Genomic DNA, 20,871 nt, shown 5'->3' with positions numbered 1-20,871 from the left:
GCAGGTAGGAGACAAGGATAAAAAAGGCTGTTGAAGTCATAAAATGTACCCTATAAGATGGACACTTAAAAAAGGTCATCTTGTAGGGTCTTTTTTGTGTACAATGAATAAAAAACGAGCGGTGGTCAAGCAAATGTCAAAAAAACACTTTACAATGCAAGAGCAAGATCAGTTGAGAAGAAATCCCTATGTAAGAAATGTTAGTGCTAAAGCGATTACATACACGGATGCATTCAAAGAACGATTTATTCAACAACATAGTCAAGGTACGCTTCCCAGTGAAATCTTTCAGGAAGCTGGCTTCCCCATTGACGTTTTGGGTGCAACCCGGATTCAAAAGGCTTCCAATCGGTGGCGTACGGCATTTCAGGAACAAGGATCTGCTGGATTAACGGATGGTAGAAAACACGCTTCAGGCCGTCCTCTAAACCGTGAATTAAGTCTTGAAGAAAAATATGCCCGTTTGGAAGCAAAAATGAAATGGCTTGAAGCGGAGAATGAATTCTTAAAAAAGCTCGATCACCTCGAAAGGCAGATGAGAAGAAAAAAATCCAACTCCGTACACGACAAAAATTCGAACTGATTCAACAGATGATGCATACCTGCTCTTTCCAAGGCAAGGTGCATGTTCTTTGTGCTATTGCTGGTGTTTCACGCTCAGGCTACTACCGCTATTGTAGTGAAAGCGCCAGGCTACATCGTCAAAAGCAGGAACAGGACGACCATAAGGTGAAAGCGATCATCCTGAAAGCCTACCATTACCGTAGGAGGAACAAAGGCGCACGTCAAATTAAAATGACGCTCGCACTTGAGTATAACGTCATATACAATCTTAAGCGCATTCGTCGGATCATGCAGAAGTACAACATCGTTTGTCCCATTCGAAAAGCAAATCCAGCACGTCGTATGGCTAAAGCGACGCAAGAGCATCGAACCTGTCCCAACCTGTTAAAGCGAGCCTTTAAGCCAGGAATTGCAGGCAAGGTTCTCTTAACCGACATTACGTACTTAACTTATGGGATAAGCAAACGAGCCTATCTATCAACGATTAAAGATGCCGAGACGAATGAAATATTAGCCTATGAAGTCTCCGCTTCCCTTGGATTGGACATTGCAATGGAGTCGTTGAAACAACTCAAAAAGCATAGGCATCTGACTTCGGATGCCTTGATTCATTCGGATCAAGGATTTCACTATACAAGCCCCAAGTTCCAAAAGCTTGTGAAACAAATGGGGTTCAATCAATCCATGTCACGGCGAGGAAACTGTTGGGACAACGCTCCACAAGAATCCTTCTTTGGGCATTTTAAAGATGAAACCAATTTTAAAACATGCATGACTCTGGAGGAGGTTAAGCAAGAAGTAAAGAGCTACATGATCTACTACAATCATTATCGAGGCCAATGGAACTTAAACAAGCTGCCGCCTGCAAGATACAGACGACAGCTTGAAGCTGCCTAACCTTTTTTAATTTGTCCTTTACAAGGGGTACATTTTATCAAACTTCCAGCCTTTTTATGTTGTTTAACAGTGGAATGACACAATCCCCAAATTTTAAATATTTCTAATGTTTCTCTCGTATGTTAGTATATTTAACATCAGAAGCATGAGCCGTAGCAGTGTGGGCTTGTGAACGTTGCGATAGTAGGTGGATTAAGGGATGCGCAATTGGGTCAAAAACGAGAATGTGCAGATGGTTGCCGTTGCCTTGGCTACGTCCGTAGGTGCACAGTTCAAAATTAATCCCTTTCGGGAAGATTATTTCCGGATCGGCCTCGGGGTCAGCATTCTTTTGTTTTTGCTGATGATTATGCCCCATTTATCTTATATAAAAACAGGAATCCTGACGGGGCTAGCGAGCATAGCTTTCCAATCGGCTGATTTGATTCACCATATACACACCATCTCCGTACTAGAGAGCATGCAAGATAACCTTGGAGCAGGTTTATACTATGTGGTCTTTGCCTATGGGCTAAGCAAGCTCAAACACCGTTTTCATGAAATTCCCCCGCTATTGCTTGGTGGTATCATCACCGGTATAGATTTTTCCTCCAACCTGGTGGAGTTATTCGTGCGAGGTGTGCTGGGCGGGACGAATATTTTTTATATGCGTGAATGGCTCTATCTGCTGATTGTAGGTGGTTTGCGAAGTTACTTTGTCATCGGGCTGTATAACAGTTTTGCGGTCAGACAGATTAGGCTCCTGCATGCAGAACAGGAAAAGCGGATCGAACAGATGTTAAGTGTGAATTCGGGACTGTACGGCGAAGTTTTTTACCTGAAAAAAGCGATGAATACTATTGAAGGTATTACGGCTAACAGTTATGAGCTATATCGTGATCTGCGTGAGCAGGACATGAACGAATACAGCCAGCGAACCCTGGGCATTGCTCAACAGATTCATGAAGTTAAAAAGGATTCGCAGCGGATTCTGGCCGGATTGTTGAAGCTTTATGATAACGAGAAGACGGTCAATATGAGTCTGTCGGAAGTGGTACATTTTGCAGGCAGGGCCAATCGGAAATACAGTGAGATGTTGCACAAACAGGTGAAGATCGAGATTGAACAACAATATGAAGGGGAGTCTCCATACTACATCCCACTGCTTACGGTCATGAATAACTTGCTGGCTAATGCGGTTGAAGCAATTGAGCAGGAGGGCATGATCCAAGTACGGGTGTTTGAACAGGATGCCGATGTGCATTTTGTGGTGACCGATTCGGGAAAAGGTGTACCTGACGCGAAGCGCGGGGTTATTTTTGAACCCGGTTATACGACCAAGTTTAATGAAGTGGGCATTGCTGCCACAGGTATTGGTCTCTCCCATGTACGTGATATCGTTCAGTCGCTGGAAGGACAGATTCAAGTAGAAGCCGCTCCATTCGGGCGGGGTACCGTGTTCACAGTCATGATCCCCAGGGTCAATCTAATGAAGGAGGCCGATGCCCATGACACTTTCGATCCTGATCGTGGATGATGATGTGGTGAGCCGCAGCATGCTACAGGATATCATCGAGAATTGTGGAACCGGGGAGCTTGCAGGCATGGCCGAGGGCGGTCTGGAAGGACAGCGTATGATTCTGGATCTCAAACCCGATGTCGTATTGATTGACCTGTTGATGCCAGATCAAGACGGGATTGAAACCGTGGCTAACCTGAAGCAGAGCGGCTATAACGGCAAATTTATTATGATCTCACAGGTGGTCAACAAAGAGATGGTGGGAGCGGCCTACCAGAAGGGGATTGAGTTCTTCATTCACAAACCGATCAACCGGGTGGAAGTAGAGCATGTGCTCAATAAAGTGAATGAGCAATGGAAGTATGAGCGTTACGTACAGGAGATCAAACAGTCCATGGCTCGCCTGAATCTGGTAGAAGCTCCGGCCCTGGCTCCTGCTCAGACCCGAACGGTGCGAGATTCGGCGCGAAGCATATTAATGGATCTGGGCATCATCGGTGAGAGTGGGAGCAAAGATATCGTAGCTCTGATGGAGTACGCTATTGAGCAAAAGCAAGCCTCCGAGCTGCCGCCGCTGAAGGAATCCTATGAAGCTGTGGCTCAGAAGTACAAGCTAACGGCCAAGGAAGTGGAGAAGGAGTGCAAGGCTATGGAGCAGCGCATCCGCAGAACGGTTCTGACGGCACTGACAAATCTCGCCTCCATTGGGCTTACGGATTACAGCAATCATAAATTTGAGCATTATGCGCCGCTTTATTTTGATTTTCAGGACGTGCGTATGAAGATGAGGGCGATGGAAGAAGAGCAGGCGAGCGACAACAAGAGCAAGGTAAACATCAAGAAATTCCTGCAAGTATTCTACATGGAGACAGTAGAGAAAATAAATAGCTAGAATAGTAAGTGAATAAAATCCATATCACAGCGCAGGCATGTGTAAGTCAAAATTCTAGAGACCCTTTCCAAGGGTCTTTTTTTATTTATGTGTTATATAAAGTTACATAAAACGAGGGTTTTTCATATAATTATTTAGATTTTTGTACAAAAAAGTAGTCAAAAACAACATTGTGTTAATTTATTTTTCATATGTTGTTAATAAAATGTGTAGGATTGCGTAAGTTCTCGTAGGTGTAGAAATACAATACGTACATAAATACAAATGATCGATTCGGTCGATTCCAATCTAATCAGGAAAAGGGGTTTTTCCATGAAAAAGGTAGCATCCATCGTTATGGCTTCAGTTCTTGCTCTGGCACTTAGTGCCTGCGGCACAGCAAAATCAGGAGAAGACAGCAGTGCCCAGTCTGCAAGTGGATCGGCAGTAACCAAATATACATTTGGTACGGATGCAACATATCCTCCGTTTGAGTTTCAGAAGGATGGAAAATACGTTGGGATCGACATTGACCTGATGAATGCGATTGCGGCAGAAGAAGGCTTTGAGGTAGAGATCAAGCCGATGGATTTCAAAGGTATCATTCCAGCCATTACAGCAAATCAGTTGGATGGCGCAATTGCAGGCATCAGTATTACGGATGAGCGCAAAAAGGTTGTAGATTTTTCCGAACCGTACTATCAAGCTGGACTGTCCTTAATCGTGAATGAGGATAACAACGATATTAAGAGTCCGCAGGATTTGAAAGGTAAAACAATTGCGATCAAAAAAGGAACGTCAGGTGCGAATCTCGCTGATGAATATGCGAAGACCTATGGCGCAACCGTGAAATATTTTGATGATAGCCCATCCATGTATCAGGAAGTAGCGAATAAAAACGCGGATGCGACACTCGAAGACTTCCCGGTGGTTTCTTATAAAATCGCTGTGGACCCTAACTCTAAACTTAAGATTGTTGGTGACCGCTTGAACGGTGACTTCTACGGAATTGCTGTAGCTAAAGGCGATGCTGAATTGCAGAAGAAGATCAATGACGGACTGAAAAAATTGCAGGCAAACGGCGAATACGACAAGATCGTTGAAAAATACCTAGGAACAGCAGCGAAGTAGAAAGGAACGGTGGTACGGATGGATTCCTCCTGGCAAGTCATACTGGACGCATTGCCTCTTCTGTTAGAGGGAACGGTCGTTACGTTAAAAATTGTTGTGATCTCGCTCATCTTTGCAATGGTGATTGGTCTGATCTCTGGCTTGATGAGCACTTCCCTGAATCGGTTGTTGCGACTGGTGGCTTCGCTTTATGTGGATATCATCCGTGGCACACCGCTTCTCGTGCAGGTATACTTCATTTACTTCGGTCTGCCGGTGTTTCTGGATATGCGCATTCCGGCCATGACGGCAGGCATTATCGCGGTTAGCTTAAATGCTGGTGCATACATCTCGGAGATTTTCCGGGCAGGGATTGAATCTATTGGCAAAGGGCAGCATGAGGCAGCAAGGTCATTAGGCCTGAGTCGTTTCAAAACCATGTGGCTCGTGGTACTGCCGCAGGCAACCCGGCGTATGATTCCTACTTTTGTAAACCAGTTTATTATTACGATTAAGGATACTTCATTATTATCAGCGATAGGGATTGCGGAGCTTACACAGAGCGGGGAGATTATCGTTTCCGCGAACTTCCGGGCATTTGAAATCTGGGGTACAGTCGGTGTGTTCTATCTGATCATTATTGTGCTGTTATCCCGGGCATCCCGATTCATTGAAAGGAGGTATGCAATCCGATGATTATTGTAGAGAACTTAAGAAAGCAGTTTGGTGCGAACGAGGTGCTGAAGGATATCTCCACAACGATTCGGGAGCAGGAAGTGGTATGTGTCATTGGTCCTTCGGGGTCTGGCAAAAGTACTTTCTTGCGCTGCCTCAATCTACTGGAGGAGGTCACGTCAGGCAAGGTCATGATTGGCGAGGTGGAGGTTACCTCCCCGAAGACCAATATCGACGAGCTGCGCACGAATGTGGGCATGGTATTCCAGCAGTTCAATCTGTTTCCACATCTGACCGTTCTGGAGAACATCATGCTGGCGCCCAAACATATCCGGAAGCTGAGCAAAGCCGAAAATGAGAAAAAAGCAATGGAACTGCTTGGTAAGGTAGGGCTGTCTCAGAAAAAAGATGCCTATCCCGATCAGCTGTCCGGTGGACAGCAACAACGTGTAGCCATTGCGCGCGCACTCGCCATGAATCCGAGTGTGATGTTGTTTGATGAGCCTACCTCGGCTCTTGATCCCGAGATGGTCGGGGAAGTGCTACAAGTCATGAAAAACCTTGCGCATGAAGGAATCACGATGATTGTTGTGACACATGAGATGGGCTTTGCCCGTGAGGTCGCGGATCGGGTGATCTTCATGGACGGCGGTTATATTGTCGAAGAAGGCACGCCAGAGGAACTTTTTCAGAATACGCGTCATGAACGAACCAAGGCATTCCTGGGTAAGGTGCTGTAACGCGCAGAAGAGAAGCCGGAAAGGCTACCTTTTTCCTCCGACAATCAAAAATAAATGAACATATCCCTTACGGACAAACCATGGACTTGAGCACATCTGATATGATGAACTTGAACAGGGTTGCTTGCAGGGGATTTTTGCTGTTGTGCATAATAATTATAAAAGGTATATATAAGTTGGAGTGTCCGTGTAAACATATTGATAGATTCATCAATTGTGTCAGTACATATCACGACCAGGGAGGGCATGGGTTTATGGAGCGAATAACTCAGATGGATAAAGTAATCTTCCGAGCACATCTGATACAGGCCATCGAAGAGATTAGGGAGCGGGACCAACTGGAGTATGAAGAGATTGGCTTGCTCATTGAACCTGCTCCCGAACTGGACAAATCGCTGAACGGTGCAGACGAGATGATGCGGCTGGTTGTGCTTGCTCCGCAGAATGTAGAGCATCGGCAATTTACAGTGGATGAGGCCGTGGATCTCCTATGCTGGCATGCCCCGTTGGTTCCTCTATGGATTGATGTTTCATTGGTGGAAGTTGAACAGAAGCAGGCAGTGTTTAGACTGGTTTGCAGTCCGCGTCTACGCAAACCCACACAGCTTCTTCATGCGGAAACAGGGCATGCTCCATTCCGGGTGGTAGTATCCGATAAGTGAGAATATAACCATGAATTGAACAGGAGGTTTCCTATGAGTAACAGCTCCAATGGAGAATTAGAGGTTATCGCTATTTCAGATGTACAGCATGTAAAAATACATGGTAGAACTGCGGTAGGGCGGTCACCATTGACCTTGTTTTGGACAGGTAGTGCAGTTGAATTGAACGTACAGGGTGCGGAATTTTGGGTTGAAATAGAATCCTCCTATGATCTGCTTGAGCTCTGGATCAGCATTGTTATCAATGGTGTTCCGGTAAGCCGTCAGATGTTAACCAGGGGTAGAGCCTGGATCTGTGTATTTCGTGGCATGAATCCTAATGCGGTCAAAAATGTGCGTATCATCAAGGATGTACAGGCGATGAGTGGTGACCTGAACAACAGTCTGCAGTTTCATGCGGTGAAGGCGGAGGGCACGTTCCTACCTGTAGAAGAGAAACCTCTTAAAATCGAGTTTATCGGAGATAGCATCACCTCGGGAGAAGGAGCAATTGGGGCGAAGACAGAAGAGGACTGGGTACCCATGTGGTTCAGTGCACTACACAATTATACGTTCATGACGGCTGAGGCCTTAGATGCAGAGTATCGTGTCATCTCTCAGAGCGGATGGGGCGTGCTGAGTAGTTGGGACAACAATCCCGCTGGCAACATTCCGGAGTATTATGAGCAGGTATGCGGTCTGCTAAAAGGGGAGCACAATGAGCGGCTTGGTGCGTTGGAGCCACATGATTTTAGCTCCTGGCAGCCTGATGTGGTTGTGGTCAATCTGGGTAGCAATGACGATGGTGCATTCCAGTCTCCAGCCTGGACAGATCCACTGACCGGACAAGTGTACAAGCAGCGCTTGAACGAAGACGGGACGTATCATGAGGCGGACTTGGCCAAGTTCGAGAATGCAGTGGAGCGCTTTCTGATCAAGCTGCGAAAAAATAACCCGCAAGCGCATATCATCTGGGCGTATGGCATGCTTGGATCTTCTCTGCTTCCCGCCATCTACCGTGCGGTGGATGCCTATCACGGGCAAACAAGAGATCATGCTGTGTCGATCCTTCAGTTGCCAAATACGACCGAGGAAACGATGGGCGCAAGGTCACACCCTGGCGATCAATCACATCGCCGGTCGGCTGATGTTTTAACAGAGTACATTCGGAGAATTCTATAATATACAAGTTGTGTAAATAAACTCTCCGGCTTATATCGATTCTCGCAATGGTTGTTATATACCCAAGGGTAACGAAAGACCGCGCAGCAGGACGCTGTGCGGTCTTCTTCGAGTTGTTTTTATCGAGTCTGGTCGTTTAATTCTAATGAACCCTCTGTTGCAAGATGGCATTGCACCTCATAACGGATGGATATAATCTGTCCAAGCGTCTGGGTACGAATCGTTTTCAGCAGGGTCGGTACGGTGCCCATTGGAAATAAGGGAATACCTTCACCCAGTACTTTCGGGATAATAGCGACCTCAATTTCATCCAGTAACTGCTGCTCCATCACAGAATGAACAAGCTGGCCTCCGCCTAAAATCCAAACATCTCCCTCGAAAGACTGTTTCAGCTGGGGAATGAGTGTTTTTACGCTCTCGGTTGTGAATTGTACATGCGGTGCAGGTGGTTGTTCTGAGCGAGAAAGCACATAAGTCGGACGATCTGCATAAGGGAAGTCTCCCGGCATGGTAAGCACTGCCTCGTACGAGGAACGTCCCATAACCACACTGCCAATCGTTTCATAGAATGTGGCATAGCCGTTATCGCCGCCATCACCTTCCACATCAAGCAACCAATCGAACGTACCATCCAATCGGGCAATATATCCATCCAGGCTCATGGCAATGTAAAGAATCGTTTTTGAATTAGAAGTATTCATCGTTCATCGCTCCCTTCCTGTGATACCTGTAAGATACACCATAACTATGACAATACTTGACGCAGTTTAAATGCTTATTTACTTAAAGTACAGCCAAGGAGGGAGCTTGGAAGCATGGATAAGCAATGAACTACCGCACCGTTTATCCCTGTAGCGGGCTATGTTTCATTTCATAGATTTTCTGGAGTATATGCAGGTTCTCTTCCTTCGCCGCATCGGACTCGGCATGTACATAACCCTCGACAAGTCTGTATCCAAACACGAACAGAATCATCTCGTGTACACAGTGGTCGGCGAGTGGAGGAGCATCGGCATATTCCGCAAAGCCCTTATAATACGCAGGAACACAGCGCTGATAATATTCCACCATATGCTCAATATCGCACTCATCGGCAACCAGGCTTGCGATATCCTCTCCAAAGTATCCCCACCCCGATGTATCCCAATCGATGAGCGCGATGTTCCCATCGGCATAGATCAGATTGGTCACCCAGAAATCCCGATGGTTTAACACAAGTGGCAACTGTTCGATACGAGCGAACATTTCGTCCGAGTGTTCATCCATATCGATCAACATTTGCCGGATATGGAGTGGGAATTCGCAGTCTTCAGAACGGATGTAATTATAAACGACAGGCCATGAGCGATAGTGCAGATACGTATTTTTCATGAGATCGGCATGGCTCAGGTTGGTCAGACTCTTCAGCACTGCGGGCTGTTCCGCATACAGCTTGCCTTGATAACGCCCTAATTCCAGCGCAGCCTGTTCAACCATGTCAACAGATAGATCAAGACCAGATACGCCATCGATATATTCCAGCCACAGCTGAAATTCATTTTCCTCGGCATTCATCTCCGCGTAATAACATGTGGGCCAGCGGAAGGTTTCCGAGAATGTTGTTTCGAGGTCAGACATGTACAGATCATATTCCCGGCGCCAGGAACCGGGATCATTATAACGTTCCCATTGTTTCTGAACCTTCAGTACGAGTTGGTAAGGCAACCTTTGACCATCTTCGGTTTCGGCTGTTCCTGTTACCAGATTGACGTTACCCACAGTTCCGCCATGTAGAGTGGTTGTATGATAGTCCGCTACAATAATGTTCTTCTTAAAATATTGGTTTAAAACATGAGTTAACGTTTGCATCTTTATTTTCGTCATCTTCGTCTTATTCATTTCTTCCGACCTCCGCTTTTGTTGGTTTGTTTACTCTGAATCCTGTTGATTTTGTTTTTTGCTCTTTTTTCGATGAGGTAGTTCGTTTTGTGTTGTACATACTTGTTCTCTGACTGCTGGGAAATATAATTCTCCCACCGTTCATGTTGTAATGAACCGTCCGCGAGTGCTGAGAGAACTGCACATCCAGGCTCGGTCTGATGGCGGCAATCAGTAAAGCGGCACTGAGCGAATAATGCTTCGACATCGGCAAAGCTTGCATGAATACCTTCGTCAGCATCGAAAAGCCCAAGCTCACGCATGCCAGGCGTATCAATAACCATTGCGCCCGAAGGCAACATAAAGAGTTGACGATGTGTTGTGGTATGGCGTCCACGGCTGTCGTCCTCCCGTATGGCCTGCACTCTCATGACGTCATTTTCAATTAATGCATTGAGCAGAGAGGATTTACCCACGCCAGACATGCCGAGAAATACAACGGTTTGACCTGGTGCTAGATAAGTGTCCAGTTCGTTCAGCCCCAAGCGAGTATGACTGCTGATCACGTGAACAGGTACATCGGAGATCCTTTGTTTAACTTCCGTGAGCATGGCATGATCTTCTGTAACGAGGTCTGCCTTGGTCAAAATGATGACCGGTTTACCACCGCTTTGTCTGGCTTGTGTCAGGTAACGCAGAATGCGATTCACATTGAAATCTTGGTTCAACGAAGTCAGGATAAATACGACATCGAAATTGGTGGCGACAACCTGCTCCAATATCGTTTTGGCATAGCCTGCAGCATGGCCTGCATAGTCTGCACGCGAGAATTTGGACCTTCGGGGCAGCACCTTAACAATCAGGGAATCACCGATATCGTTGTGGCGCAGCAGGACAAAATCCCCCACACAAGGGAAGTCGGTTGGCATATCCGCCTGATAATAAAATGAACCTTTCAATACTGCGGTGACTTCACCGAGCTCTGTCATGACCGTGAATTGCTCCCGCCGAAGTTCTGTGATTCTTCCAGGTATTAATCCATCGGGGACCTCTTCTGTTTCGATATATCCGTAGGTTTTTAAATTCATCATGGGTATAAGGTTAGCTCCTTTAAATGTTGTTTTTGGACGCAAAAATGCCGCAAACAAGCAGCCTCTTAAGAAGCTACTGTTCTGCGGCATCAGGACGCAAAAAAGATACGACCTTCATCGTATCTGCAAACAGCAATATTCACGAAAGGTTACTTTGGATGGCATAACAAAGAATACGGGAGTCATCCCGCTTTTTTCAGATATGCCAGCTATTCGGTTTTAATACTGAACCACCATATTCGTATAAGTAGCAGCCATTTAAAACCTCTCCCTTCGTGTAAGGAACTTGCTTATCGCTAAGCTTCTTAACCATACCCTGTAATGGAAAATAATTCAATGTTTATTTTATGCAAATTTCAAAATTTTATAAACTACACTATGTTTCTGACTCCGTGATAAGCGTGTGAATTTTGCTTAAATTCGATTTGAAGTAGGTTGTAAACAACCATTCCTTATAGTTGTGCGGTACTTCAATATCATCTATAGATTGTTTGGCCTTCACGGCTTCTGTCACCAGAGCCAGCATATCCTGAATATATCCTTTTACATCATGAAGCTCTTGCAGAGAGCATACCTCTCCATGCCCGGGAATGATTGTCTCCACCCCAAGCTGCTCGATCTGTTCCAATATACGCCGCCACTCCTGCGGGTTGGCATTAGCCAAAACCGGATGATGTTTGGACAGGACCAGATCTCCTGTAATAACGATTTTCTCTTCAGGAATATACAGGATCGTGTCACTCTGGGTATGTCCCCCACCAAATGTAAGGAGTTGGATGGTACATTGGCTACCGTGAATGACCATCTGTTGATTAAAGGTTATCGTGGGAACGGTATGTACCAGATCGGGGAGCATCTGCATAAACTCATTGTCACTAGCATTATCCCAGGCCATCTCTCGTTTTAACTTTTCATCGGTCTCTTGCTGCAGTTGTATTTCTTGTTGATGAATCGCCTGATTCATCTGCTCCGTATTCTCCCGATATTGAGCTATTCTTTGTCTTGAAAAGGTATCCATAATCTCGCGGGTAGCCGTTGTCGAGATGATGAGAGCTTCTGGTACAAACACTTGATTTCCAGAGGTATGATCACTGTGCCAATGTGTATTCACAACGTAGGTTACCGGTCTCCCTGTAATAGAAGTGGCTGCTTCTTTCAGGTCTGATGCGGCCTGCGGGGTTAGGAAAGTATCCACGACCATTGTTGCATCGCCCAGATCAATGATGGTTGCATTCCCTAAAGATCCTGTACCAGGAACTGCAATGGCCGCAATGACGTGATCCGTAACATGTTTTAATTCAAAATGCTTGGAGCCTCGAAAGGCTGCAATCCGGTCTCTCAACATCATCTCTCCTGTCTCGGACGACTGTAAATGACGAAGTGCCCTTCACTGGCAGATTCGCCACCTACCCAGCCTACAGGCAGTCCTTGATTTTTGTAGACATTAAACATGGTTTCAAAATACGGATGTGGCTCCTTGCATAACAATCGGGCTCTCGCAATCTGAAATAGATCACCGCTGATGATATCAGCGAGATGGTTGATTTGATCAGGCTTCAGTACCAATTCCGGGGCCTGTCCCTCTAATTTTTTCTTCATTATGCCGTAGAAGTCTTGCTCTTCTTCATACATAATGAACGCTCGGGCAAGTGACTTCTCCTGATCACCAGAGGCGGGCGGAATATCTCCTGAGGCATCTGCGGTGATGTCTAATAGAAAATAATAAGGTGGTTCTACATCTTGATCTTGGTAAAATAGCAAGGCTTCCTCTAGATTCGTAAACGGATTTGGTACCTCAGAAGCGTCTTCATCTGTTGTAACGCCATCGGTAACGGGGAAATATGCCCTTTTCAATACATCGCCATGTTCTATGTAATCAATAATCTCACGTACATTTTCAGGAAAGATTTCTTTACTGGTCATTGTTGGTCTCAACTCCCGACATTTAATGGTAGATGCCTTAATATTCTACATCTATGTGCGGAGAGCCTGCCTGCAAAGCAAAATCATTCAAGGATGCTATAACGTCTTCGCGTTCGTGGAATAGCTCGGATATGTTACAATTTTTCTATGACAAAAAGTGACGTAGTTAAGGTGGGGATAGGATGAATCAACGCAGGCTGGCGATGATGCGCCTCATGGATTCCAGACATAAGTTCACGGCTCGGGAGCTGGCAGAACGATTCGAAGTATCGGTTCGAACCATCCAGCGTGATCTGGATGCATTACAGGCGATGGGCTTTCCCTTATACACGGAGGTAGGTGTTAACGGTGGATACCGTGTGCTGCCCAATCGCATTTTGCCACCTCTGCAGCTGACGCAGCAGGAAGCATTAGGTTTGTTTATGATGCTTGAATATTTGGAGATGGTTCCTGATTTTCCGTATGGTTCGATTCGTGGACATCTGGCAGAACAGTATTTCTCTACACTGCCTTCGGATGTACAGGAACGGATTGTAGGAATGAGAGAGCATATTGCATTTATGCAGCATCCGGGTGAGCATCACGATTCCCTCACATCCGATCTGCTAACAGCCGCAGTCGAGAAGAAAGTGATTTCATTTTTGTACAACGCTCGCAGTGGCTGGAAAAAGGTGGCCGTCAATCCCATAGGCATCTATTATGAGCAGGGGTATTGGTACATGCCTGCACGTCATAACGATCGCGTATTGTTATATCGTGTGGATCGAATAAAGCAGCTTACAGTGCTGGATCAGATGGATGAATCTGTACCCACACTAAAAGCATGGATGAAACAGGCAGCGCACACGGATGGCGAAGAGGTTGTACTGCAATTTACAGCATTCGGGGCGAGAATAGCCGCGTCGGATACATTATTCAAGACCGTATCAGATCAAGAGTGGCGCGGCGTTGTGCCACATTCGGAGTTTGCTTTTACAGCGCGTAGGCTACTCTCCTATGGACCCGAGGTCAAGGTGATATCCCCACCAGAATTGCAGGAGCAGGTGCGTGTGATGCTGGAGCAAAGTGTAGCGCAGTATAAGGAGGATTAGAGGATATCAGTTTCCTATATGGAAGATATAGGAGTGCAATTTGAAATGCCGGGGCATGATTTTACGTAATTTTATATCGATTCAGCGAAAGGGGGGCTACCATGATTCGATTCATAATAGGTTTCACGACACGCTCTATGCAGAGTCCATGCGAGGAACAACGGCGGTTGTTTGCATAGAGCCTAATATCCATTCCCGCCATCATTGACACGATGAAGTCAAAAGTTTCTTCGTAAGACTCTGCTGCCTTAAAGATTAACTTTTTAAGGAGTGGAGTACGATGAAATATGTGAATGCGGATGCCGTCCTTCCGAAGGCATTGCTCGAGGAGATACAACGTCATCTTCCTGGTGGATTAATCTATATTCCGAGGCCTAAGGATACCCATAAGAAATGGGGGGAGAATTCAGGCGGTCGACAACTGATTCGGGAGCGGAACAACGAGATTCGCCAGAAGTTTGCTACGGAAGCAACGATCGATGAGCTTGCAGAGCAATATTGTTTATCCATCGAGAGTATTAAGAAAATTGTATATTCTAAAAAGCGAAGCGAAATAGAAATAGAAATGAAATGAGATTGGATGAAAAGGAAGCCACATTCGAGCCATCGGATGTGGCTTTTTACTATGTTCTTTCAATGAGTAGACATGTGGATGTACAGAATGATTAGAAAACGAATATTACATATCTGTCCAACACCAGCATTCGTACAATAGAGTCCAGAGGGCACGTTTACTTATTTAGAGTAAGGAAGCGGCCGTAACCAGTGGAAGGAACGGTGATTTAGATAAACATGAATATCCAAGTGGAACTGACAAATCAGGATAAGGCATATATCATCAAAAACATGTATCCGTTATACCTGCATGACCTGTCTGGACATTATGGGTTGCAGGAGGCACATCGACCGAATGTACATGGTATTTACGAAGCGAGTTCTGATTACCGAACATTACACGACCAATACGATGTACAAAATATATGGTGGGAAAAGCCGGACTGTCTCTATCCCTTCCTGATCATGGCTGAGGACAGACCTGCTGGATTTGCAATGGTGGCAACACCGCCTCACTGTGCGCCAGGCATCGATTTTTTCATGCATGAATTTTTCCTGTTGCAGCCGTATCGGGGAATGGGTATCGCGGAGAAGGCGGCTGTAATGATCTTCGCTATGTTTAAGGGCAACTGGGAGATATTCACCAATCCAGGGGAGAAAAACAAAACGGGTCAGCATTTCTGGCGCAAGACGGTAGCGAATTATACGCAAGGTTTGTACGAGGAAGAAGTAGCCATGACCGCAGACGAGGATGGGCTCAAATTAATCTTTCGTTTCTCGAATCATAGGTTCAATTGATGGGTAGACAGACTATTTCTTGTGAAGGAAATAGTCTGCTGAGCATGGAAAAAGGTGAATTTGAACATCATTGTTGCTTAGAAATTCAATCGCCCAAACGTAGCATCTGCTTTTGTAGTCGTATTGCTGGCGGCATTCACGGCATCCAGTTGCAACACATAATCATAATGTCGGATGTAATATCCCGGTTGGCTGTATGATTGCAAAGATACTTTGGTGCCGTCTGCCCAGCCGGGGCTGATCAGGAACGTGGCATCGCCTTTATATGCAGTGGTGTTTGTGAAGGCTTCAAGTACAATTTTATTACTCGCATTACGCTTCAGGAAATAACCAGGGTAGTTGATTGCCTCCAGCGAAACACCTGTAGAGCTGGCAAGACCCGGTACAACGCGGAACTGGGCATCCAGAGCGGGGGTGACATTCGCATCAATGCGAGCAACATAGTTGGCATGACGGATCATGCGATCCGATACATTGTGTGAAGTGAACTGGCTGTAGCCTGTAGCTTCAGGCGTGGATGGGCCCAGCATTTTGACTTCATGCAGTGTTGGGGTGTACCAATTGCCCGGATTGTTCCACAATACGGCGTTGACCATATTGATTCGCACATAGCGTGCCGTGAAATGTACAGCATCCGTGGTGAAACCATATGTCAGATTGTTGGTGCGATCCAGCGTGGAGTAGTTTACACCATCGTTGCTAATCTCGATTTTGTATTTGTAATACCCCTCGGAACCTTTATACATAAACCACGAAGTGTTAATCTCCGTAATGGTCTTTGGTGCTCCAAAATCGACCTGCCACCATGCAGGCCAACTGTTGGAGGAAGCCACCCATGAGGTCTGATAGTTACCGTCATTGACAAGGGAAGGGGACGAGCCAGAGGCCGTCGAGCTGGCGGAGGCTGTCTTGCCTTGGGCATGATTGACGAGAGCAGGTAACGTGATCTGACCTGTTGCCGCATCAATATTCCATGTGGTATACCATTCCAGCGATGCCGTTCCATTGCCGTCATTCAGCGTGAGGGGCAACCAGATATGTTTATGCTCGCCCAGATTCATCGGATTCCAGCGATCCGCCATATAGATATACGAAGTGGTGCTGCTGCCCTGAATCGTGGCAATATCATGGATCTGGGAGCCGAAGGCAGACGGGTTGCCATAAGGCGTTAGTGCAGACCATGGTCCGGTCATTGAAGTAGCTGTAGCGTATGCACCCTGATTCGGATACCAGCCGGCCGCTTGGGAGGTGAAGAGGTAGTAGCGGTTTCCTTTTTTCACAACAGCCGGGGCCTCGCGGTATGCATTCTCGAACAACCATCCTTCGAACGATTGTATCCCTGTATAACTTGCATTCATTTTAAAAATAGCCATCGTATCATTCGCACCGCCGTTTTTACGGGAGGCCGTTACGAGATAACCTGTGCCGTCCGTGTCCACAAAAACAGTCATGTCACGAGATTCATAGTCAAGCGGGCGGAAGCTGCCTTCATACGTAAATTTGCCGTTGGGTGTACTGCTTGTGGCTACCGCAACGCGGCCGAGGTTGTAGTCTGTTCCGTTCTCATAGTGAGCCCAGAGTACATATTGCTTGGTGGAGGCATTGTAGATCACTTTGGGACGTTCAATCTTGCTGGAGGCGAGTTCCGTCGCGGAGTCTTTGGTCAAGATGGCATTGCTGAAGGTCCAATTTTTCAAATCCGTTGAGGTGTAGACGTTCACGCTGTCAAACTTACCGCCCACAGCGTGTTCACCATACAGATAATACGTTGAGCCTACCTGCAGGATATTACCGCTATTGGCGTGAATGGGATTGCCAGCCGTATCAAGCCAATCGGTACCATTGGTAATTGCTACACTTGCCGCGTTGCTTCGTTCAGGATGTAGACCAAACATCGTTAATGCGAGTGTGAAAACCAGAAGCCAGACCGTCTTACGTTTCCCCATTACGTACACCTCCATATAGATTAGAGAATAATTAAAGCGCTTTCAAATCTATTGTAGTTGATTTACAATATTTAGCAAGTGAACAATTCAGAGATTGCTGAACAGAGCAACATCTGATGGAGAATAGGCGGCAAGAGCATGAATTCCCTCCCCAATGGTTTGATGATATGAAGCCAAAGATCAGATGAAGTCGTATGTAAATGGTAGTATGTTTGTAGGAAGATGAAGGATAAACACATATAGGTGCTGGAGGTGCTAGATTGCTATGAATGATGCCGTATGCTATGAGGTGAAATCGATAGAAGACTACATAGCGATGATTGAAGAGTTACCGAATGGTCAGGAGGGGTATTATTATCGCGGAGAAAACAGGCGATATGCCACTCGATCCTCGTCTTTACTTCGATCAGGAATAGCGCGATTGCTTCGAGATAACCCGGAATATTATGTGGATGCAGTAAACGATTATGTTCGAGATATGGCAGATCAAGCGGGAGAGTGGGAGCGCGAGCATGTGTTAGCCTGGTGTCACCATGAGGGTCTGCCTACGAACTTGCTGGAACTTACAGCGTCTCCGCTACGTGCGTTGTACTTTGCCTGTTTGAGCCGCACCGATCATAGCGAGGAGCCGAGTCAGGCGGGGTACGTATACGGTTTTGCGAGAGAGAATACAGCCGACGTGACTGAACTGATATTGGAGAATGTGGAAATGAAGACATCTCGTTATAACTTGATTGAGGATATGGGCGATGACCCGCGATGGATAAATCTGCTGTCGGATCACGATAAAAAGGGATTTCACAAGCCTGATCTGGCCCAAATGCCTTACCTGATTTATCAGGCACCGTATAAGTATAGAGGCTCAGACGAACCGAATGGCCTATATTTCTATCAGTTGTTTCAGACGGTTCCCTCATCGTGCAGTCCGGAGTTTTCTTTTGAAATCATGCAACAGCAGTACACACCTGTGCTGATCGTTAAAGTACTCAATCAAACAGAGATTCGAGAGCAGCTTCATCACCGTTTGGGACTGTACAAGTGATTGAGGTATCGCCCGAATATAAGAGCAAGATTGTGATTGTCGTCTCGTGATATAACTGTCCTGAGCCTTTGAGAAGGTCAGATTATTCATTGAAGGGGATGACGTTATGAACGAGACATGCAGAAGACTGGAAGGACAAGTAGCCGTAGTAACAGGTGCGAGCAGAGGTATTGGCCGGAGTATTGCGATCCGTCTGGCACAGGAGGGGGCATACGTTCTTGTGCATTTTGCAACAAGGCAGGCGGAAGCGGAGAGTGTGGTGCGGCACATCATAGACCGTGGTGGACAGGGGCAGGCCATCGGAGCTGATTTAAGTACGCTGGATGGCGTTCATGCATTGTTTTCCAAGATCGATGCTGCTGTTCAGAAGCATGGGCAAGAAGGCAAGTTGGATATTTTGGTGAATAACGCTGGCATAGGACAGATCCTTAGCCTGGAGGAAACGACGGAAGAATCTTTTGAGGATGTCATGAGAATTAATGTAAAAGCACCTCTATTTGTGACACAGCAGGCTGTCTCTCGGCTTCGGGATGGAGGGTGTATCATCAACATTTCCTCTTTTGTTACACGTGTAGCTTCCCCAGGAGTGTTTGCTTATAGTATGACCAAAGGGGCCATGGATACGTTCACTAAGCTGCTTGCTAAAGAACTGGGGAGCCGCCAGATCAGGGTTAACGCCATACAACCGGGTATCATTAACACCGAGATGAATGCAGGAACACTTGCGAACCCACAGGGACAGGCGTACGCAGCCGGGCTCTCTGTAATGAATCGCTGGGGAGAGCCCGAGGACGTGGCTGATATCGCTGCATTTCTTGCCTCGGCGGATAGTCGCTGGATGACAGGACAATGTCTGGATGCCAGTGGTGGCTCTCATTTATAATTTCTGACGATATAGCCATGGATTGAAGGAGGGACGGTTATGGATCGCTTTGTGATCAATGCGAATGCTCTAGTGGTCTTGCAGAAAGAGAACGGAGAGGCGGTTCTGGTCAAAGGCGGGATCACTGCTGATGGTTTCGAAGTCTTATCGACCTATCCCAACGGCTGGCTGACATTTGCCTATCTAAAAGATTATCAGGGTATATGGTGGTTCAATGCACGTACGAACAAGGCCAGTTTGTTCAGTCAAGATACGGAAGCGTTCCGCGTCGTGCACGAGGATTACAGCTTTGATTCGCAGCATGTCTATCTGGAGGACAAGCCCGTCTCTCCCTCCGATCCAGGCAGTTTTGGGCTGTTGCCAGGGACGCCTTATTTTGCAAAGGATAAACATCAACTATACGTCAAAGACAGCCAGCATTTTCATGTGTTCGATGAAATTGATACAAGTTCAGCCATTGCGCGGCATGATTACTGTACGGATCTGGATCATTTGTTTCACTTGTCGAGCGGCCTTCGTTACGCCAATGAATATAAACATGAGATCGTAGATTGGCTCCGGGAGCATTACCCAGATATACCGGGCTGGTGGCGGACTGACTACGCTCATCATGCAGATGATGCGATGCAGCTTACGGGGGATTGGTACGCCACGGCTACCTCCGTATTCTATCGGACAGAGTCCGGCGGTGGGTACAGGCGAGATGCTAAAGAAACTTTTAATTTGATTCGCGGCGCGGATCGAAGTTCATTTGAACCGCTAGACGAACAGTTTGCGTGTGATCGGAATTGGGTTTATTTTCAGTGGCGTGCCATAGGTGGAGCAGATCCGGACAGCTTCGAGTCACTTGGAGGACGATTTGGTCGGGACAAGCAGCATGTTTATTATAACGGGTATCGTGTTGAGGGAGCGGACGTATTCACATTTGAATTGTTAGGCGGTACGGAGCATCTGGGTTTATCCAGAGATCAGAACGACGTATATCATGCGCAGTATGCGCGTACGAGTCAGCCTTTCGGTCATCCTGATGATGTACTTCAACGGATCAAGGGAGCGGATGCGGCAAGTTTTGAAGTGCTCACACCATCCGGTAGTTGGGCTGTAGATGCGAATCAGGTATATCTGTGGGGCATAGTCAATAAAAAGATAGATCGTGCTAGCTTTACTCATCTGTTCGAAGCTGATCCCCAGAGCTGGTCCAAGGACCGGAATGGGCTCTATAATGCGAACGGCAAACGTACCGTAAAAGGCATCAATGGAGCATCTTTTGTCATGTTAAACAGGTATTGGGGCAAGGATAATCAGGCCGTATTCAGTTTTGTGACAGGAGGGGTATACAAAACGGCGGATGCTGAGACTTTTCAGGTGACGGATGATCAAGGTAGTGCGGAGGATAAGCTGTTCTTTTATACGGTAGCAGGAAGTGTAGTACGGAAAAAGAAGAAGTGAAAATAGAGATAGAAATGAAACAGAACATTCGAAATCAAAAAAACGGTATTCAAAAAAT

At 46.4% G+C, this 20,871-nt stretch carries 19 protein-coding genes and 2 pseudogenes; 14 read left to right on the top strand and 7 right to left on the bottom strand.

Annotated elements, in window-relative coordinates; genetic code table 11:
* The first annotated feature begins 133 nt into the window (after nucleotides 1-133).
* From MKY23_RS27885 to MKY23_RS27850, 8 genes are all read left to right on the top strand, one after another.
* Nucleotides 134-1,461 (top strand): IS3 family transposase gene (locus tag MKY23_RS27885; RefSeq protein WP_260511209.1). Its coding sequence is split into 2 segments (ribosomal slippage): nucleotides 134-503 and nucleotides 503-1,461, totalling 1,329 coding nucleotides; the frame shifts between segments, so codons are not numbered across the junction.
* Between the two features lie 199 nt (nucleotides 1,462-1,660).
* Entirely contained in the window at nucleotides 1,661-2,977 is a 1,317-nt protein-coding gene (locus tag MKY23_RS27880; RefSeq protein WP_339834057.1) for an ATP-binding protein, read from the top strand.
* Complete coding sequence (locus MKY23_RS27875; protein WP_339834052.1) at nucleotides 2,949-3,851, top strand: response regulator; 903 nt, start codon at nucleotides 2,949-2,951, stop codon at nucleotides 3,849-3,851. Before MKY23_RS27880 ends, MKY23_RS27875 begins: the two co-directional genes overlap by 29 nt.
* A 312-nt stretch (nucleotides 3,852-4,163) precedes the next feature.
* Entirely contained in the window at nucleotides 4,164-4,961 is a 798-nt protein-coding gene (locus tag MKY23_RS27870; RefSeq protein ID WP_221787566.1) for a transporter substrate-binding domain-containing protein, read from the top strand.
* 18 nt (nucleotides 4,962-4,979) lie between these two features.
* The gene (locus MKY23_RS27865; protein WP_090923441.1) at nucleotides 4,980-5,636 is read left to right on the top strand and encodes an amino acid ABC transporter permease; all 657 of its coding nucleotides are present in this window, start codon (nucleotides 4,980-4,982) and stop codon (nucleotides 5,634-5,636) included.
* Nucleotides 5,633-6,355: an amino acid ABC transporter ATP-binding protein gene (locus tag MKY23_RS27860; RefSeq protein WP_090923440.1), complete on the top strand. Its 723-nt coding sequence runs from the start codon at nucleotides 5,633-5,635 to the stop codon at nucleotides 6,353-6,355. Before MKY23_RS27865 ends, MKY23_RS27860 begins: the two co-directional genes overlap by 4 nt.
* 254 nt (nucleotides 6,356-6,609) lie before the next feature.
* The gene (locus tag MKY23_RS27855) at nucleotides 6,610-7,017 is read left to right on the top strand and encodes a hypothetical protein (RefSeq protein ID WP_339834036.1); all 408 of its coding nucleotides are present in this window, start codon (nucleotides 6,610-6,612) and stop codon (nucleotides 7,015-7,017) included.
* A 33-nt stretch (nucleotides 7,018-7,050) separates the two neighbouring features.
* Nucleotides 7,051-8,178, top strand: coding sequence for an SGNH/GDSL hydrolase family protein (locus MKY23_RS27850; RefSeq protein ID WP_339834033.1), 1,128 nt, complete (start codon nucleotides 7,051-7,053; stop codon nucleotides 8,176-8,178).
* 119 nt (nucleotides 8,179-8,297) lie between these two features.
* On the opposite strand, the gene MKY23_RS27845 is transcribed toward MKY23_RS27850, so the two are convergent.
* From MKY23_RS27845 to MKY23_RS27825, 5 genes are all read right to left on the bottom strand, one after another.
* Nucleotides 8,298-8,879, bottom strand: a complete 582-nt coding sequence (locus tag MKY23_RS27845; RefSeq protein ID WP_339834030.1) for a dihydrofolate reductase family protein — start codon at nucleotides 8,877-8,879, stop codon at nucleotides 8,298-8,300.
* A 142-nt stretch (nucleotides 8,880-9,021) separates the two neighbouring features.
* Nucleotides 9,022-10,056, bottom strand: a complete 1,035-nt coding sequence (locus tag MKY23_RS27840; protein WP_339834027.1) for an aminoglycoside phosphotransferase family protein — start codon at nucleotides 10,054-10,056, stop codon at nucleotides 9,022-9,024.
* On the bottom strand, nucleotides 10,053-11,126 hold the full coding sequence (gene rsgA, locus MKY23_RS27835) for a ribosome small subunit-dependent GTPase A (protein ID WP_339834024.1): 1,074 nt from the start codon (nucleotides 11,124-11,126) through the stop codon (nucleotides 10,053-10,055). The genes MKY23_RS27840 and rsgA overlap by 4 nt, the downstream gene beginning before the upstream one ends.
* Before the next feature lie 376 nt (nucleotides 11,127-11,502).
* Nucleotides 11,503-12,474 carry an MBL fold metallo-hydrolase gene (locus MKY23_RS27830; RefSeq protein WP_339834022.1) on the bottom strand — a complete coding sequence of 324 codons (972 nt, stop codon included), beginning with the start codon at nucleotides 12,472-12,474 and terminating at the stop codon, nucleotides 11,503-11,505.
* Nucleotides 12,471-13,049 (bottom strand): hypothetical protein, encoded by a 579-nt coding sequence (locus MKY23_RS27825; RefSeq protein WP_339834020.1) that lies wholly within the window; start codon nucleotides 13,047-13,049, stop codon nucleotides 12,471-12,473. The genes MKY23_RS27830 and MKY23_RS27825 overlap by 4 nt, the downstream gene beginning before the upstream one ends.
* Nucleotides 13,050-13,231: 182 nt before the next feature.
* Here MKY23_RS27825 and MKY23_RS27820 point away from each other — a divergent pair, with 182 nt between their 5' ends.
* From MKY23_RS27820 to MKY23_RS27810, 3 genes are all read left to right on the top strand, one after another.
* Nucleotides 13,232-14,140: a YafY family protein gene (locus MKY23_RS27820; RefSeq protein ID WP_339834018.1), complete on the top strand. Its 909-nt coding sequence runs from the start codon at nucleotides 13,232-13,234 to the stop codon at nucleotides 14,138-14,140.
* Nucleotides 14,141-14,420: 280 nt separating this feature from the next.
* Nucleotides 14,421-14,714: a CD3324 family protein gene (locus MKY23_RS27815; RefSeq protein ID WP_154984271.1), complete on the top strand. Its 294-nt coding sequence runs from the start codon at nucleotides 14,421-14,423 to the stop codon at nucleotides 14,712-14,714.
* A 218-nt stretch (nucleotides 14,715-14,932) separates the two neighbouring features.
* On the top strand, nucleotides 14,933-15,493 hold the full coding sequence (locus tag MKY23_RS27810; RefSeq protein WP_339834014.1) for a GNAT family N-acetyltransferase: 561 nt from the start codon (nucleotides 14,933-14,935) through the stop codon (nucleotides 15,491-15,493).
* Between the two features lie 77 nt (nucleotides 15,494-15,570).
* Here MKY23_RS27810 and MKY23_RS27805 read toward each other — a convergent pair.
* Nucleotides 15,571-15,972, bottom strand: a pseudogene (locus tag MKY23_RS27805) (AbfB domain-containing protein); the annotation flags it as partial.
* A 42-nt stretch (nucleotides 15,973-16,014) separates the two neighbouring features.
* Nucleotides 16,015-17,388 (bottom strand): annotated as a pseudogene (locus tag MKY23_RS27800) (family 43 glycosylhydrolase); the annotation flags it as partial.
* 340 nt (nucleotides 17,389-17,728) lie between these two features.
* On the opposite strand from MKY23_RS27800, the gene MKY23_RS27795 reads away from it, so the two are divergent.
* The 3 genes from MKY23_RS27795 (at nucleotide 17,729) to MKY23_RS27785 (ending at nucleotide 20,813) form a co-directional block, all read left to right on the top strand.
* Nucleotides 17,729-18,481, top strand: coding sequence for an FRG domain-containing protein (locus MKY23_RS27795; RefSeq protein WP_339834011.1), 753 nt, complete (start codon nucleotides 17,729-17,731; stop codon nucleotides 18,479-18,481).
* 106 nt (nucleotides 18,482-18,587) lie between these two features.
* A complete protein-coding gene (locus MKY23_RS27790) occupies nucleotides 18,588-19,364 on the top strand; it encodes a glucose 1-dehydrogenase (protein WP_339834008.1) in 777 nt (258 codons plus the stop codon).
* Between the two features lie 39 nt (nucleotides 19,365-19,403).
* Nucleotides 19,404-20,813, top strand: coding sequence for a DKNYY domain-containing protein (locus MKY23_RS27785; RefSeq protein WP_339834004.1), 1,410 nt, complete (start codon nucleotides 19,404-19,406; stop codon nucleotides 20,811-20,813).
* Nucleotides 20,814-20,871: the final 58 nt, after the last annotated feature.

It is taken from the genome of Paenibacillus sp. FSL R7-0272 (assembly GCF_037969905.1).
GTDB lineage: Bacteria > Bacillota > Bacilli > Paenibacillales > Paenibacillaceae > Paenibacillus > Paenibacillus polysaccharolyticus.
The sequence above is the reverse complement of the archived record's forward strand: the minus strand, read 5'-3'. Positions and strand labels throughout refer to the sequence as shown.